General features: G+C 71.4%; 10 protein-coding genes. 5 read left to right on the top strand and 5 right to left on the bottom strand.

Annotated elements, in window-relative coordinates; translation table 11 throughout:
* Positions 1-32 precede the first annotated feature (32 nt).
* Positions 33-2,276, bottom strand: coding sequence for a glycoside hydrolase family 9 protein (locus OHU89_RS43195; protein ID WP_405650792.1), 2,244 nt, complete (start codon positions 2,274-2,276; stop codon positions 33-35).
* Positions 2,277-2,503: 227 nt separating this feature from the next.
* Entirely contained in the window at positions 2,504-5,602 is a 3,099-nt protein-coding gene (locus OHU89_RS43190) for a glycoside hydrolase family 2 TIM barrel-domain containing protein (protein WP_405650790.1), read from the bottom strand.
* 259 nt (positions 5,603-5,861) lie between these two features.
* On the opposite strand from OHU89_RS43190, the gene OHU89_RS43185 reads away from it, so the two are divergent.
* A complete protein-coding gene (locus tag OHU89_RS43185; protein ID WP_405650788.1) occupies positions 5,862-8,240 on the top strand; it encodes a SpoIIE family protein phosphatase in 2,379 nt (792 codons plus the stop codon).
* 18 nt (positions 8,241-8,258) lie between these two features.
* Here the strand turns inward: OHU89_RS43185 and OHU89_RS43180 are convergent, their stop codons facing one another.
* Entirely contained in the window at positions 8,259-8,804 is a 546-nt protein-coding gene (locus OHU89_RS43180; RefSeq protein ID WP_405650785.1) for an RNA polymerase sigma factor, read from the bottom strand.
* 46 nt (positions 8,805-8,850) lie between these two features.
* Here OHU89_RS43180 and OHU89_RS43175 point away from each other — a divergent pair, with 46 nt between their 5' ends.
* From OHU89_RS43175 to OHU89_RS43165, 3 genes are all read left to right on the top strand, one after another.
* Positions 8,851-10,203: a serine/threonine-protein kinase gene (locus OHU89_RS43175; protein WP_405650783.1), complete on the top strand. Its 1,353-nt coding sequence runs from the start codon at positions 8,851-8,853 to the stop codon at positions 10,201-10,203.
* Between the two features lie 80 nt (positions 10,204-10,283).
* Positions 10,284-10,928, top strand: coding sequence for a DUF4232 domain-containing protein (locus OHU89_RS43170; protein ID WP_266884654.1), 645 nt, complete (start codon positions 10,284-10,286; stop codon positions 10,926-10,928).
* A gap of 75 nt (positions 10,929-11,003) precedes the next feature.
* A complete protein-coding gene (locus tag OHU89_RS43165) occupies positions 11,004-12,260 on the top strand; it encodes an arsenic transporter (RefSeq protein WP_405654904.1) in 1,257 nt (418 codons plus the stop codon).
* Between the two features lie 9 nt (positions 12,261-12,269).
* Here the strand turns inward: OHU89_RS43165 and OHU89_RS43160 are convergent, their stop codons facing one another.
* Both OHU89_RS43160 and OHU89_RS43155 read right to left on the bottom strand, forming a co-directional pair.
* On the bottom strand, positions 12,270-14,156 hold the full coding sequence (locus tag OHU89_RS43160) for a ricin-type beta-trefoil lectin domain protein (RefSeq protein ID WP_405650781.1): 1,887 nt from the start codon (positions 14,154-14,156) through the stop codon (positions 12,270-12,272).
* Positions 14,157-14,468: 312 nt separating this feature from the next.
* The gene (locus OHU89_RS43155; protein WP_405650778.1) at positions 14,469-15,383 is read right to left on the bottom strand and encodes a helix-turn-helix domain-containing protein; all 915 of its coding nucleotides are present in this window, start codon (positions 15,381-15,383) and stop codon (positions 14,469-14,471) included.
* A gap of 63 nt (positions 15,384-15,446) precedes the next feature.
* Here OHU89_RS43155 and OHU89_RS43150 point away from each other — a divergent pair, with 63 nt between their 5' ends.
* Positions 15,447-16,253 (top strand): phytanoyl-CoA dioxygenase family protein, encoded by an 807-nt coding sequence (locus tag OHU89_RS43150; protein ID WP_405650776.1) that lies wholly within the window; start codon positions 15,447-15,449, stop codon positions 16,251-16,253.
* Positions 16,254-16,284: the final 31 nt, after the last annotated feature.

The following is a 16,284-nucleotide window of genomic DNA, read 5'->3' as shown; positions in this document are numbered from 1 at the left end:
GTCATGGAGCCCCTCGCCGAGCTGTTTCCGCGCTACGTCTGGTCGGCCACGAAGGACGCCATCCGGGTCAGGGCGGAGTTCCAGTTGATGGTGTGCTCGTTGGTCGACCAGGACTGGATGTCGTCGATGTAGCAGAACTGACCGACGCAGCCCTGGAGTTTGCTCTGTGCGTAGGGGTCCTGGATGCTCGAGTTCGGTCCGCCGGCCAGGGTTCCCTTCGGCGGATTCGGCTGGCTAGGGTCGAGCTGGTGGGCGTACCAACGGGCGTGCTGGTTGTGGGAGTTCACCTCTCCGTAGCCCGTCACGTACGACATGTTCAGCGCGTTGCGGCCGAAGATGTAGTCCATGGACTGCACGGCGCCGTCACGGTACTTGGAGCCGCCGGTGATGTCGTACGCGGTGGCGATGACGATGCCGTTGTGCAGGATCTGGTGGTTGGAGCCCCAGTCGTAGAGGTTGTCCGCGGGGGCGTACGGCATGCCGTACGGCTGCGACTTGAGCGTCGCGAGGTAGCCGTCCGCACCCTTGACCACCGACTGCCGCACCTTGTCCCGGCCGGGCAGCTTGTTCGGCACCGTGGCGAGGTCCAGGCGGGCGGCCGCGGCGGTGCGGGCCCAGTCGTAGCCCATGGGGCCGAAGATGTCGGCGGTGTGGACCGGCGAGGCCAGCACATGGTCCGCGAAGGTCTTCTCCCCCGTGGTGAGATACAGCTCGGCCGCCGCCCAGTAGAACTCGTCGGTCACGTCGCTGTCGGGGTAGGCACCGCCGCCGGTGCCGTCGTTGGGGTCGGCGTAGATGTCCGGGTGCGCGAGGGCCGCGGTCCAGGCCTTGCGGGCCGCGGCGAGGGCCTTGGACGCGAACGCCTTGTCGTAGGGCCGGTAGAGGCGGGCCGCCTGTGCGGCAGTCGCCGCCAGGTTCAGGGTCGCCGCGGTGTTCGCCGGGTGCAGTTCGCGCTTCTGCGGGTCCTCGCTCGGCATCAGCGGCAGGCCCGTCCACGCCTCGTCGTGGACCTTGTGATGCGCCATCCCGGCCAGCGGCTGACCGGCGGGCACCTGCATCTTCAGCAGGAACTCCAGCTCCCAGCGGCTCTCGTCGAGAATGTCCGGCACCTTGTTGCCGCTCTCCGGGATGGCGAGTGTGCCGTCGCCGAGCTTCGCGGGCTGTCCGGTGCGGGCGTGCAGGGAGCGTTCGTAGGTACTCAGCAGCTCCCAGGTGGAGATGCCGCCGTTGACGACGTACTTGCCGTGGTCGCCGGCGTCGTACCAGCCGCCGGTGACATCGAGGGTGTAGTCACAGACGCCCGGCTGGCAGGGCACGTCGCCGTCGCCCTGGTTGGGCGCGACGTCGACATGGCCGGCCGCGCGGCCGTAGCCCGGCCGCAGGTCGTCACGGATCGCGATGCCGCTGCGCTGGGTGTAGTAGTACTTCGCGGCGTCCGTGCGGAGCTGCTCGTAGGCGCTCGTGCCGATGTCGAAGGGACGGCTGGTCTCGCCGTCGACGACCAGGGTGAAGTCCTTGCCCTGCTTCCTGTAGGAACCGAAGTCGATGGAGTGGACGTTCTGCGCGGACGAGGCGTCCGTACCGCGAGGCGTGGTCGAACCCTGGGCGACCACACGGCCCGCGGCGTTCTTCAGCTGCCAGGGCAGCTTCGCGGTGGCGTCGGTGACCAGCGTGGCGTTCTTCGGACCGGAGGGCAGATAGGCGACCTGGTTGACGCGCACCCGGGGCCCGGTGTCCGGCTCGTACACCTCGGGCGGCACGCCGCCCAGCAGCGAGGCGTTGTCCACGCAGAACCGCCAGGGGTCCGCGCTGCCGCCGAGCTGGAAGCCGACCTGGGCCTGGGTGGCGTCGACGGGTGAGGTGAAGGTGTACGCGTAGGAGTCGCCTGACACGCTGAGCTGTGGGCTGACCTCGAAATAGGTGTCGTACGGCGCGACCTGGAGGCCCACGATCGCGCGGACGACATGGTCCGCGGGCGAACCGTTCGCGGTGAAACTGAACTTGTACGACTCCCCCTTCACCAGGGTGACGTCGTTCTGGCCGACGGCGGCGTCCCAGCGGTTGGTGGTGCCCCCCGGCACCTCCGCGCACAGCTGTCCGTCGGACAGGCCCGCGGTGACGTTGGTGGATGCCCACCAGGGCTCGGTGGTGGTGTCGAAGGTGCCGTTCTTGAGCTGCTCGACCTCCTCGGCGGCGGCCGTGGACACCGGGGAGGCGACAAGTGCCGCTCCCAGCAGGGCCGTCAGGGACAACAGGGCGGTTCTGCGTCTTTTCACGTCCGGGCTCCTCGGTGAGCTGCGGGAGCGCTCGATATGGGAGCGCTCCCAAAAGACGGTCGACGGTCATGCTTGTTGCAGGCATGACACCACGTCAACGGTCCGGACGAGACGAAACACTCCGCTGGGGGGCGCAGTTTTCGGCTGCGGCGCCATCGTGGCTGGTCGCGCAGTTCCCCGCGCCCCTGAGGGCGTTGCTGAACCGTCCGTCCGGACTGTGACGTGACTCAGGCGGCGGGCACCTCCAGCTTGCTGATGCGTATCGCCCCGCGAGCCTCCCCCGGGTGGGCGCTGGTCAAGGTCAACACCAGCCGGGAGCCCTCGACCGCCTCGAAGGTGATCAGCGTGGGTTCGTCCGAGGCCGTGGCCCACTCGACGGCCAGCCCCTCGGCCCTCACATAGCGCTCACCGTCCCACACCTCGACCTCGATGGAGGCGGGCAGAGCGTGCGTGGCGCTCAAGGTGAAGGAGACCTCGACACGGTCGAAGGTCCGGATGCGTCCGAAGTCCACGGAGACCCAGTCCTCGGCCCTGGCCCCGTTGAAGAGCGGCAGAAGGGCCGTGGCGGCCTTGCTGAAGGCGTTGGACCAGCCGGTGGCCGCGTCGCCGTCGAGCATGGCGGCGGGGAGGGTGTCGGGGCGGCCGGAATAACTGGCGTCCGCGTAGGGGTGGTTCGGCGGTGCCGGGTGGTCGGGGACGAACTCGGCCGCCGGGGTGGCCGCGGCCGACCGGGCCGGCTTGGTGTGCAGGCTCGCGGTGCCCGTCTTGAGGCCCTCCGCGCGGGCGATCACCTTCAGCGCGCCCGGCTCCGTGCCCGACCGCACGATCGCGAGCGCCTTGCCGCAGAAGGCGGTCCGGGTGCTGGCCTGGTAGCGCTCGGCGCTCTCCTCACGCCCGTTGTCGAGTCCGGCGAGGGAGCCGCCCTTCACCTCGAAGGTGATCAGGTTCTCCGCGTCGGGTACGACCACTCCGCGGACGTCGACGATCTCCGCGGTCACGAAGACCAGCGAACGCCCGTCCGCCGAGAGCGACTTGCGGTCCGCGATCAGCCGTACGGCACGCGCCGGGCCTGCCGTGCGCAGCACGTCGGTGGCGACGACCTTGCCGCCGCGGCGGGCCACCGCCTTCAACTCCCCCGCCCGGTACGGCACTTTCCACGTCAGATGAAGCTTGCCCGCGCTGCCGTTCGGGCTCGTGTAACTGCCGGGGTAGGGGCCGTCGGTGAAGGTCTTGTCGTCGCCGGTGGCCTCGGTGGTCTCCAGGTACTCCCGGCCGTCGACGGTCTTCTTGGCGTCGAAGGTCCGGGTGCCGAGGGACTTCCCGTTGAGGAACAGCTCGACGGTGGCGACGTTGGAGTACGCCCACACCTCGACCGTGTCGCCCTCCGCGTGGTTCCAGGTCATCGGCACCAGATGGACCATCGGCTCACTGACCCACTGGCTCTGGAAGAGGTAGTACATGTCCTTCGGGAAGCCGGCCGTGTCGACCGCCCCGAAGAAGGAGGCCTTGACCGGGAAGACGTCGTACGGCGTCGGCTCGCCGATGTAGTCGATGCCCGACCACAGGAACTGGCCCGTGAACCACTTACGGTCCCGGTCCTTCTTGTGCCCGTACTCGCCGCTCATGGTCCAGGAGGCGAGGTTGTTGTCGTAGGAGGACACCGCGCGTCTGCCCGGGGTGTGGTTCTCGCCGGTGTTGAGGTGTTCGGGTTCCTGGTAGGCGCCGCGGGTCGAGGTCTCCGAGGAGGACTCGGACTCGAAGAGGAACAGATGCGGGTACGCCTCGTGCAACTGGTCCACCGACTTGGCCGTGTTGTAGTTGAGGCCCAGGCCGTCCAGCTTGGCCAGCATCAGATCGGCCGCCGAGCCCTTGGCGGGCAGCCGACGGTACTTGTCGGAGCCGATGATCAGAGGGCGGGTGTCGTCGACGGCCCTGATGGCGTCGATGATCCGGTCGGCCATGGCGAGTCCGGCGGTGGAGGTGGAGTCGGGGATCTCGTTGCCGATCGACCACAGCAGCACGGCGGGCGAGTTGCGGGCCGCGAGCACCATCTCGGTGGCGTCCTTCTCGCACCACTCGTCGAAGAACCGGCCGTAGTCGTAGCGCGTCTTGCCGGTCTTCCAGCAGTCGAACGCCTCCACCAGCATCACGATCCCGAGCTCCTCGCAGACCCGGATCATCTCCGGCGAGGGCGGGTTGTGGGAGGTGCGGAAGGCGTTGACGCCCATCGACTTCATGATGGTCATCTGGCGGCGGATCGCGTCGATGCTGACGGCGGCGCCGAGCGCGCCGAGGTCGTGGTGGAGGTCGACGCCCTTGAACTTGGCGTGGGTGCCGTTGAGGTGGAAGCCCTCGTCGGGGTCGATGCCGAAGGTGCGGATGCCGAAGGGGGTGCGGTGGGTGTCGACGGTCTTGCCGGCCACGCGGACCTCGGTCAGCAGGGTGTAGCGGTGCGGGTCGGCGAAGTCCCACAACCTGGGCTCGGGGACGGTGAGTTCATGGGTTTCCGTGGTCTCGTCGGTGATGGCGACCGTGGTCGCCGCGCGGGTCACCGTCCGGCCGCGTGAGTCCTTGACCGTCGAGCGGATCTCGACCCGGCTCGCACTGCCGGACCCGTTCACGACGGAGGTCTGCACCCGGACCAGCGCCCGTTCCTCGGTGACCTCCGGTGTCGTGACGTAGGTGCCCCAGCGCTTCACGCGCACCGGATCGGTGACGACGAGACGGGCCTCGCGGTAGATGCCGCTGCCCGAGTACCAGCGGCTGCTGGGCAGCCGGTTCTGCACCTTGACCGCGATCACGTCCTCGGTGGTGCCGTCGGTGTGCAGCAGGTCGGTGACGTCGAAGGCGAAGCCGGTGTAGCCGTAGGGGTGGCGGCCGGCCTCGGTGCCGTTGCAGTAGACGTACGCGTCCATGTAGACGCCGTCGAACTCCACCGAGATCCGCTTGCCGGCGTACGCGGGCGGCAGGGTGAAGGCGAGGCGGTACCAGCCGAGGCCGCCCGGGAAGAAGCCGGTGCCGCTGGTGGTGCCGTTCTGTGTGGTGGGGGCGAGCTCGATGCTCCAGTCGTGGGGCACGGCGACCTGGCGCCAGGCCGAGTCGTCATAGGCGGGGTCGGCGGCGCCGGCGTAGGCGCCGGTCGGGTCGGTGATCCCGCCCGGGTCGACCAGCGCGAAGCGCCAGCCGTCGCGCAGGGCGACCGTGCTGCGGCCCGAGGCGCCCCCGGTGGCGGCCTCGGCGGCCAGTGCCGCCGAGGGGCTCAGGAACGCTCCGGCCGCGGGCGCGGCGGCGGAGGCGATCAGGACAGATCTGCGAGTGACCGTCATGGCGTGCGGCTCTCCCTCATCAGGGCCCAGAAGTACTCACAACTGATCGTGAACACACAGATTCTGACGTCGTGCCACACCGGACCGTCAAGGGTGCGATCACACACGGCTGCCCCGCGCGTCACAACGGCCGGATGTCCCCCTTGCCCGTGCCCCCGGGTGCGCAGGGGGTTCCCGTCCGCGCGCGAGCGTGACGGACTAGTCTGGAACTCAAGTGACGTGCCTGTTCACTGTGAGTGTCCGCGATGGAGTGGCGACGATGAGCCCGGACTACCCGTTCGACGATGCCGCGACGGCACGGGCTGTCATCGACGACCTCGGTACGGTCCGGGAGTGGAACGGCGGCGCCGAGCGCCTGCTGGGCCACCCCGCTCCTGACATCGTGGGTCACCCCGCAGCGAATCTGCTGGTCAGCGACGGTCCGGACATGACCTTCGCGCCCCAGGACTCCCGCTGGGACGGCACCGTCACCCTCCGCCACCGCGACGGCGGCACCGTGTCCGTGTGGCTGCTCGCCCACCACAGACGCTCGCGGGACGGCAGCCCGGGTCAGTGGCTCGTGGTCACCCCGCTGGAGGTCACCGGCTCCCAGGACGGCCCCCTCGCCGCTGCGGCGCTCGTCCAGTCGCCCTGCGCCGTGGCGGTCTACGACGAGCGGCTGCGGCTGAGGCGGGTCAACGACGCCATGGCCGAGGTGATCGGACTCCCCGAGGAGCGCATCCGGGGCCTCAGGCTGTCGGAGATCGGCGGCAAGCCGGAGAGCGCGGAGCTGGAGCGGCACCTGCTGCGGGTCCTCGCCTCGGGCCGCGCCGAGGACGTCCAGACGTACATGCGGACCGGCGGGGAGCGGGCCGCGCACGCCTGGCTGGCCCGGATGGCCCCGGTCACCGACGCCGAGGGGCGGGTGCGGGGGGTGTGCCTGGCGGCGCACGACTTCACCGAGAACTACCTCGCCCGGGAGCGGCTCCAGCTGGTCAACGAGGCGAGCGTGCGGATCGGCTCCACCCTCGACGTCACCCGGACGGCGCAGGAGCTCGCCGACGTCTGTGTGCCGGCGCTCGCCGACTTCGTCAGCATCGACCTGCTGGACCCGCAGGAGAACGGCGATCCGCCGCCGGTGCTCACCGCACCGGTCGGGCTGCGCCGCGCCGCGCACCAGTCGGTCAATCCCGGCACCCCCGAGGCCGTCGTCAAGCCCGGACAGCTGGAGCCGTATCCGGCCACCTCACCGCAGGCCGACTCACTGGTGGCGGGCGGCACCATCGTCGCCACCGTCGCCTCCGGGGAGCTCGACCAGTGGCTGACCTGGGACCCGGCGCGCAGCGAGCGGGTCCGGGAGTACGGCATCCACTCGACGATGTCCGTGCCGATCCAGGCCCGCGGTCTGACCCTCGGAGTCGCGGTGCTGACGCGGTTCCGGCGGCCGGACCCGTTCACGCCCGACGACGTGCTGCTGGCCGAGGAGGTGACGGCCCGCGCGGCCGTCTGCATCGACAACGCCCGCCGCTTCTCCCGCGAGCGGGAGACCGCCCTCGCCCTGCAGCGCAGTCTGCTGCCCCGCAAGCTGCCGCGCACCGCCGCCGTGGACGCGGCCTCGCGCTATCTCCCGGCAGCGCGGGCAGGGGTCGGCGGCGACTGGTTCGACGTGATCCCGCTGTCCGGGATGCGGGTCGCGATGGTCGTCGGGGACGTGGTCGGCCACGGCATCCAGGCCTCCGCCACGATGGGCCGGCTGCGCACCGCCGTCCGCACGCTGGCCGACATCGACCTCGCCCCCGACGAACTGCTCACCCACCTCGACGACCTGGTCGTCCGGCTGTCCGCGGAGGCCGGCGGCGAGGGCAGCCCCGGCGAGGTCGGCGCCACCTGTCTGTACGCGGTGTACGACCCGGTGTCGCGGCGCTGCACACTGGCCCGCGCCGGACATCCCGCGCCGGTGATGATCACGCCGGGCGCCGCGCCGCAGCTGGTCGACCTGCCCTCCGGCCCGCCGCTGGGCGTGGGCGGGCTGCCCTTCGAGTCCGCCGAGCTGGAGTTGCGTGAGGGCACGGTGCTGTCGTTCTTCACCGACGGTCTGATCGAGTCCCGTGAGCGGGACGCCGACGCCGGTCACGTACTGCTGCGCGAGTCCCTGTCGGTGCACTCCGAGTCGCTGGAGGAGACCTGCGACCAGGTCCTGCACACCCTGCTCCCGGCGGGCGGCTCCGCCGACGACGTGGCGCTGCTGCTGGCCCGCACCCGAGGGCTGCCCGCCGCCCAGGTCGCGACCTGGCACATCCCCGCCGACCCGGCGCTCGTCGGCCCGATCCGCAAGCAGGTCGTCGACCAGCTGGGCACCTGGGACCTCCTGGAGGCGTCGTTCACCGCGGAGCTGGTGGTGAGCGAGCTCGTCACCAACGCCATCCGCTACGGCGCGCACCCCATCCGGCTGCGGCTCATCCACGACGAGACCACGCTGATCTGCGAGGTCTCGGACACCAACCACACGGCCCCGCATCTGCGGCGCGCCAAGACCTGGGACGAGGGCGGCCGCGGACTGCTCCTGGTCGCCCAGTTCACCCAGCGCTGGGGCAGCCGGCACACCACCGAGGGCAAGACGATCTGGGCCGAGATCGGTCTGCTCGAGGAGGACGACTGACGGGCGCTCGCACAGCGCTCAGGCCCGGTCCGCCAGCCACGGTCTGACCTGTCTGCGCGCCTCGTGCAGCCGTGACTTGAAGGTGCCGAGCGGGACACCGGCCCGCTCGGCGGCCTCCGCGTACTCCAGCTGACAGATGTCCCGGTAGACCAACGGGGCGACCAGGTGCGGGCGTTCGCGTTCCAGTCGCTCCAGCGCCTCCAGCAGGTCGACGCGGGAGCCGGCGATGACGCTGGTGGTACGTGGGTCGGCGTACTGCGCGGCATCGATCGGGGCGGCCTGCTCGGCCGAACGGCGTTTCAGTTCACGGTACTTCTGCCGCGCGCAGTTGGCGACGACCGTGTGGAGCCAGGTGCTGAAGCGGCTGCGGCCCTCGAACGTGCCGATCTTCCGGGCGACTTGGAGCAGCACGTCCTGCGCCGCCTCCTCCGCGTCCTCACGGCAGGGCAGGAACCGGCCGCAGCGCCGGACCACCTCGGGCCGGATCGCCGCGAGCAGCTCGTCCAGCGCGGCCCTCTCCCCCGCCGCGGCGCGCAGGGCGAGCTCCTCGGTCGAGGACGGCACGCGGTGCTCCCCTCGCTGTGGATCGCAGGGCAGGCATGATAGTCGTATGCACTCCGTCGAGCGCATCGGCCGCTACCGCATCGAACGCCCCCTGGGCACGGGCGCGTTCGGGACCGTGTGGCTCGCACACGACGACACACTCGACGCGCCGGTCGCCGTGAAGGTCCTCGCCGACAACTGGTCGCACCGGCTGGACATCCGCGAACGCTTCCTGTCCGAGGCCCGGTTGCTGCGCCGGGCCGGTTCGCGGCGGGTGGTGCAGGTCTACGACATCGGCGAACTGCCCGACGGCAGACCGTACTTCGTGATGGAGTACGCCGACGGCGGCACCCTCGCCGACCTGCTCGACGACGGTCCGCTCCCCGTCCCCGAGGCGCTGCGGCTCACAGCGCTGGCGGCCCGTGCCGCGGCCGCCCTGCACGAGGCGGGAATCGTGCACCGGGACGTCAAGCCGTCCAACCTGTTGCTGCGCACCGGCCCGGACGGCGCCCGGGAGGTCCTGCTCGCCGACCTCGGGCTGGCCAAGACGCTGGCCGAGGCGTCCGGGCTCACGCTGGCCGCGGGTTCGGCGGGCTACCGGCCGCCCGAGCAGGCCGAGCCGAGTGCGGGCATCGACGCGCGGGCCGATGTGTACAGCCTGGGCGCGGTCGGCCATCACCTGGTCACCGGCAGCGTGCCGGGCGCGCCGGGGAAGGTCGTACGGCCGGACCGGCTGCGTCCGGGCCTGGATCCCGGCGTACGGCGGGCCCTGATGCGGGCGCTGCGGCCGGACCGGGAACGCCGCTGGCCCGATGCGCGGGCCTTCGCCGAGGAGCTGGAGCGGCTGGCGACGGGCCCGAAGCCCCGGCGGCGGCGCCATCGGTTGCTCGGTCTGGCGGCCGGGGTGGCCGTGGCCGGCGTGGCCTTCGCGACCATGGACCACGGGTCGGCGCCGACCGAGCTGCGGATCGAGGACGCCACCGGCCGGGTCACGGCCGTGGTGCCCGCCACGTGGGCCGGTCAGGTGCGTGGCTCGGGGTGGGATCCACGCGTGCTGGGTCTGCCCGCCGGTCATCAGCCGGGGTTCGCCGTCGCGGACGACCTGGCGCGGTGGCAGGACCTCGGCGCGGATGTCGACGGAATGTTCGTCGGCATGGTCGGGCAGGGCGAGGTCACGGCCCTGGTGAACGCCCTCGCCCATCCCGGCTGTCACTACGGCGGGGCCCGCGACCACACCCTGTCCGTGTGGCACGGCAGGGTCCGCACGTGGAGCGACTGCCCGGGCGGCGGTTCCCTCGTCGAGGCCGGGCTGACTCCCCCGGACGGCGGCGGGCAGCCGCAGGTGTACGTACAGATCCGGCAGCAGGGCGAGCCGTCGGGCATCCGGCGGGTCCTCGGCTCGGTCCGGGTCGGGGGCTGAACGCGCGAACTTTTCCGGCCGCGCCCGCATCGGACCTTCATGACGGGGCACACCGCGCCGTACGAGGAATGTGGAGAGTCATGGTGAACACATACCGGTCGGCTCTGTTCGTGAGTGCGGCCGCACTGCTGGGCCTGCTGACCGCCTGTGGCGACGGCGGTGACTCCGCGTCCGCGCCGCGGACGCTGCCCGGCACGGCCGCCCCGGCCACCAGCGACGGGACGACGGGCGTGTCCTCGGTGGAGCCGACCGCCACGGCCTCGACGCCCTCCCCCGCCACCAGCACGTCCGGCACACCCGGCAGGAGTACCCGCTGCCACACCTCCGAGCTGGAGGCCACGCTCGGCCGCAACGACCCGGGGGCGGGGCAGGAGAACTTCCCCGTGATCCTGACGAACACCTCGTCCCGTACCTGCACCCTCCACGGCTATCCGGGCGCCGCGTTCGTCGACGCCTCCGGCGAACAGCTGGGGCCGGACCCGAAGCGCACCCCCGGCACGCCGGCCACCGTGAAGCTGGCGCCGGGGCAGAACGCGTGGTCGGGGATCACGTTCTCCAACCCGGAGATCAGCGGGGCCCGTACCGCCAACCCGGACGCGTTGTTGGTCACACCGCCGGACGAGCGGGACCCGCTGAAGGTGGCGTGGTCGGCCGGTGAGGTGCCGGTGTCCGGCAACGAGTCCACGGTGTTCATCACGGTCTTCGACGAGGGGCCCGGCGCCTGACCCGGTGGACGGGCCTCTTACCTGGGCCTGTTCTCATGGAGAGGTACGGCACGACCACGTCCCGAAGGAACACCCCTGAACACCCCGCTCGCCGAAACCCTGTCCATAGCCCTGCTCGTCGCCGTACTCGCCTGGGCCGTCGTCCGCCCCAAGGGCCTGCCGGAGGCGGTGCTCGCGGTCCCGGCGGCGGGGCTGGTGATCGCGACCGGGGTGATCTCCCCGGACCATGCGTGGGCGGAGGTCGAGCGGCTCGGACCGGTGGTCGGCTTCCTGGCCGCGGTGTTGGTCCTCGCCCACTTCTGCGATGTCGAGGGACTCTTCCGGGCCTGCGGGGCATGGATGGCCCGCCGCTCCGCGGGCCGCCCCGGCCGGCTGCTGACCGCGGTGTTCGCACTGGCTTCGGCGATCACGGCCGTGCTCAGCCTGGACGCCACGGTGGTGCTGCTGACGCCGGTCGTGCTGGCCACCGCGGCCCGCAGCGGCGTCCGGGCCAAGCCGCACCTCTATGCCTGCGCGCACCTGTCGAACACGGCGTCGCTGCTGCTGCCGGTGTCCAACCTGACCAACCTGCTGGCGTTCGCGGCGAGCGGGCTGAGTTTCACCCGGTTCGCGGCGCTGATGGCGCTGCCCTGGCTGGTCGCGATCGGCGCCGAGTACCTGCTGTTCCGGCGCTTCTTCGAGGACGACCTCACAGCCTCCGTGGCCCGGTCCGACACCGCTGAGACGCCCGAGCTGCCGGTGTTCGCGCTCGTCACCGTGGGCTGCACGCTGGCGGGGTTCGTCGTGGCGTCCGCGGCCGGCATCGAGCCGGCGTGGGTGGCCCTCGTGGGCGCGCTGGTGCTGGCGGGGCGTGCGCTCGTACGCCGCCAGGCCACCCCGCTCACCGTGGTGCGGTCCGCCGCTCCGGGGTTCCTGGCGTTCGTGCTGGCGCTCGGCGTCGTCGTGCGCGCGGTCGTCGACGACGGACTCGCCGACGCGCTGCGGCACGTCCTGCCCGAGGGCTCGGGACTGGTGGCGCTGCTCGGGATCGCCGCGCTGGCCGCCGTCCTGGCGAACCTGATCAACAACCTGCCCGCGGTGCTGGTCCTGCTTCCGCTGACCGCCACGGACGGTCCCGGGGCGGTGCTCGCGGTGCTGATCGGGGTGAACATCGGCCCGAACCTGACGTACGCCGGATCGCTCGCCACCCTGCTGTGGCGGCGGATCGTGCAGCGGCACGGGCACGAGGTCGAACTCGGGGAGTTCACCCGGCTCGGTCTGCTCGCCGTCCCGGCCGCGCTGGTGCCGGCCACGCTGGCACTGTGGGCGTCGCTCCAGGTCGTCGGGGTGTGAGCCGGGCGGTCAGCGCCGGCCGCCGTACCCGCCGTATCCCCCGTAGCCGTAGCCGTAGCCGCCGCCGTATCCGCTGCCGTACTGGCCGTCCCAGGAGCAGTAGTACCCGTAGCAGGGCATGCCGCTGGGGTACGAGCTCGTCGGGGTCGGCTCAGCGGTCGACGGGCTCGGGGACGGCGTGGGTGAGGCCTTCTTCTTCGTCGGTGCGGGCGTGGGGGTGGGGGGCGCGACGGGTGTCTTCCACGCGGTGTCGCTCTGCGCGTCCCAGTTGACCACCTCCATCTGGGGGTCGGTCTTGGAGGTGTCGAACACCCAGCGCTGGACGGCGATGTCGGCACGGGACTTCAGGACCACAGCGCCCGTGCCGTCGGTGGCGGCGGGTGTCAGGGCCAGGTCCTGGTCCCAGCGCGGCACCAGGTTGCCCTGGAGGGTGAAGTCGTAGCGGATGTTCTTGGACTCCGCCTTGCCGGCGCCGGTGCACGGAGCCAGCCGCACCGAGTAGCCGAGGTGGGAGTCCAGGCACAGGTCCGGGTCCGCGACGCTGCTCAGCGTTCCGTCCGCCTCGTACGTCCACTGCTGGTCGGTCTTCGAGGAGCACTTGGTGACCTCGGTCTCCGCGTCCTCGACGGCCTTCTTGCCGACGACGCCGATGCAGAGGCCGGAGTCGACGTTGTGCAGCCGGCCGCGCAGTGTGCCCTCCACGTCCTTGCCGGAGCCGACCCACGAGGAGTCGGAGGAGGACTTGCCCGCTCCGTTGCCCGGCGTCTCGGAGGCCTGGGTGCCGCCGGCCGAGGTGGTGTCGTCGCCGCCGCTGAGGACCGACCACAGGACCAGGGGCAGGACGACCAGCCCGCTGACGGTGAGGACCGCGGCGGCGATGTTGCGGCGCCGGGCGGCGGCGCGGCGGGCTTCCTTGCGTGCCGTGCGCGAGGGGCAGGCTCCGCGGGCCGCGCGGGCCGTGCGTGCCATGCCGGGGGCGGCGGGGGTCACGTCGAAGAAGGACTCGCCCGGGACTGCCGCAGGCGGGGCCTGCGGCCGCTCAGGCGCCTGAGCCGGCTCCTCCTGCACCGCGCTGCGGGATTCCGCGTAAGCGCGGCCGCCCCACCCGAGCACCGCTTCCGCCAGGGCGACACCGAGGCCGTCGTTGAACTGCTGGAGCTGGTCGGCGGTGTCGCGGCAGTGCTTGCAGCGGTCCAGGTGTGCGCGCAGATCGGGGTCGACGTCGACGCCACCGCGCCGGTAGGTGACGTCCAGCATCCTGACGTAGCTGCGGCACTCCTGCTCCGGGGCGAGTTCGCGGTGCACATGGAGGCACTCCTCGCGCAACCGCTCCTGGGCCCGGCGCAGTTCGACGCCGGCGTCCTCCTCGTCCAGTCCCAGCAGGGAGGCCGGAACGGACAGCGGCTCGGCCTCGACCTCGCTGTGCCACAGCAGGCAGCGGGCCGACTGGGGCAGCCGCTGGAACGCGCCGGACAGCAGTCGGCGCTCCGCGGGCGGCAGCAGACGGGCCGCGGCGCGGTCCCCGTCCTCGGTCCCGGAGCGCAGCTCGGGGTGGAGCTGTTCCCGTCTGCGGTCGCCGTCCCACTCCGCGGCGATCCGGCGCACGGTGACGAGCAGTTGGGGACGCCAGGCGGCCGTCGGCCCGTTCTGACGCAGGGTTTCACCGAAGAGCCTGGTGAAAGCCGCGGTCGTGAGCATTCCGGCGGAACGCGCGCTGTCGGTGCACAGCCGGGCATAGGCGAAGGCCGCCTCCCAGTGGCGGTCGAGGAGTTCACCGACGGGATGGAGCGCGGGCGCGGCCCCGGTCCACTTCTTCAGCTCAGCGCTGAGTTGTTCGTCCGTGGCGTCGGCATTCACGGCTGCATTCCTCTCGGGGGCATACAAAGCAAAGTCCATACCAAGGGGTATGCGGTCCCGACGACGACAGCTCTTGTGAAGCGTGGGGGACGTACGGGAGCGGTCAAGGCGCGCGGATTCTAATGTCTGCACGCCGACAAGGCATAACCTTTGCACAGGTCAGCGAGATGTAACAAGAGATCATTCAGTTTTGTGCATTGCGTGCGCAGCCAGCCCTATTGACGGCTCGTCAATACCCGGAGCCAATCCATGACGCCTTATCGACACCCTTATGGAGAACGATTTTCACCAGGCGTCGACCCCAAACCATTGAACGGCCACTCCACCCCGCGTACGACCGGTCTACGCACGTCACGCTCCAACCATTGGGCCACCCGCCCGGTACACGCCGGGCGTCATACCGAATCGCTCCCGGAAGACCCGGTGGAAATGGTAGGGGCTCACGAAGCCCGATGCCGCCGCGACCCGTTCGACAGACAGGCCGGTGCCTTCAAGGAGCCGCGCGGCGTGCCGCAGCCGTGCCTCGCGCAGCGCTCGCATCGGGGACTCACCGACCTGTCGGGTGAACAGATGCGCCAGTCTGGAGGGCGACAGCGAGACGTGCGCGGCGAGCGAGTCCACGGTGTGCGCGGCGCCCGGGTCTGCGGCGAGGAGCTCCTGGACCCGGCGGACACGGGGGTCGAGGCCGGGTCGGGGCGACGGCTCGCGCGCGCCGGCGGCCATGAGCAGGACGACCTCCTCCAGAGCGCACAGGGCGAGCTCACGGGCGGCGGTGTCGTGCGCCACGGCGATCCGGTCGTCCGGGACGGCCGCCGGCTCCTCCGCACCCGGCGGGCGGGCGTCGACGAGCATCCGGCGGAACGCCGCCTCGACCCGGTCCCGCGGCGTGGCCGGGGTCGAGGTGACGACGTACACCCCGTCGCCGGTGCCGTACGGGCTCAGCCAGGGCAGCCACGACGGCCGGGCCTGGCAGTGCACCCACCAGAACCGCCAGTGCCGCGCATCCGGTCCGACGCCATAGCGGTGCGGGACACCCGGCGCGAGCACGACCAGGTCCCCGGCGGCGGCCCGGGCGGTGGTCGTGCCCTGCCGAAGCCTTCCCTGGCCTCCCGTGGTCCAGGTGAACAGCCAACTCGCCGACCCCCGCGGCCGGTTGATGTCATAGCCCCGCGCCTCGTCGAAACGGCCGAGCATCACGAGGCCCGGCGGCGGCGCGGGGACGTCCCGCGCAGCAGCCTCAGGCAGTCCGTCGGCGGTCACGGGCATCCTTCCGGGATGTGGGCCGGCCTAGCGTGACATGCGAAGGACACCCGAGCGAGGAGTGGACGCATGACAGTCACAGGCAGCACCCCCGTCCTGACCGAGGCCGGGCTGCGGCGGTTCCAGGAGGACGGGTTCACCGTCGTACGGGGATTGTTCGGATACGACGAGATCGACCGGCTGTGCGGGGAGTTCGCGGCGCTGCACGCGGCCGGGGCGGTGCCGGGGCACTTCGAGCCGCGGGGCGGCGCGGACCCGTTGGGTGTGTACCCGCGCGTGATGCAGCCGCACGAGATCAACGCGCGCGCCCGGGACGTGCTGCTCGACGCGCGGTTGCGGGAGGTGCTGGAGACGCTGTTCGACGAGGAGGTGCTGGCCGCGCAGAGCATGTTCTACTTCAAGCCGCCAGGGGCCCGGGGGCAGGCGCTGCACCAGGACAACTTCTACCTGCGGGTCGAGCCGGGGACGTGTGTCGCGGCGTGGGTGGCATGCGATGTGATCGACCGGGAGAACGGGGGGCTCGAAGTCGTGCCCGGCACGCACCGGATGGACCTGTTCTGCCCCGAAGAGGCGGACGAGGGGGTGTCGTTCGCGCGGGAGTACGTGCCGCCGCCGGCGGGGCTGGCGACGGTGCCGGTCGACATGGCGCCGGGGGATGTCCTGTTCTTCAACGGGAGCCTGGTGCACGGGTCGCAGCCGAATCGCAGTGACGGGCGTTTTCGGCGGTCCTTCATCGGTCATTACGTGGGGCGGTCGGCCGAGCGGATCGGGGAGTACTACCGGACGGTGTCGATGCGGGGTGACCGCGTCGCTCTGGCCGAGAGTGAGGGTGCGGGCCCGTGCGGTACGGAGTTCGCACCGCAGGGGCCGCACTAGGTCGTCTCGCGGCTGCGGGTCGTGGGGGCTG

Source organism: Streptomyces sp. NBC_00019, assembly GCF_045041015.1.
Classification (GTDB): Bacteria; Actinomycetota; Actinomycetes; order Streptomycetales; family Streptomycetaceae; genus Streptomyces.
Note: the sequence above shows the minus strand (reverse complement) of the source record. Positions and strands in the feature narration are given on the sequence as shown.